Origin of the sequence: Frankia sp. Mgl5 (genome assembly GCF_023242985.1) — a bacterium.
Lineage (GTDB): Bacteria > Actinomycetota > Actinomycetes > Frankiales > Frankiaceae > Parafrankia > Parafrankia soli.
On the sequence record NZ_JALKFY010000083.1, the window covers coordinates 1 to 281 of the forward strand.

At 52.0% G+C, this 281-nt stretch carries 1 protein-coding gene; it reads left to right on the forward strand.

Features of this window, described 5'->3' with window-relative positions; genetic code table 11:
• Window positions 1–51: 51 nt before the first annotated feature.
• On the forward strand, window positions 52–281 hold a 230-nt coding region (locus MXD62_RS08465; RefSeq protein ID WP_285223994.1), incomplete at its 3' end, for a gamma-glutamyltransferase.

A 281-nucleotide genomic window follows, 5' to 3' on the forward strand; every position in this document is an offset into this window, starting at 1 on the left:
GTATATGGAGTGGTTTTAATTTCATAAACGTCTTTTTCATTGGAGGATCATTTGCTTAACTTCGATGCATTGGAATACCCGTACAGTTCCCGGAGAGCCGCTTCGTTTGCGCGAAACGGAATGGTAGCTACGTCACAACCTTTGGCGGCGCAAGCGGGCCTGGAGGTGTTGAAAAAGGGAGGAAACGCGATAGATGCCGCGATCGCGACGGCAGCCTGCCTTACTGTGGTGGAACCAACCTCCAACGGTATCGGCGGTGATGCGTTTGCACTTGTCTGGAC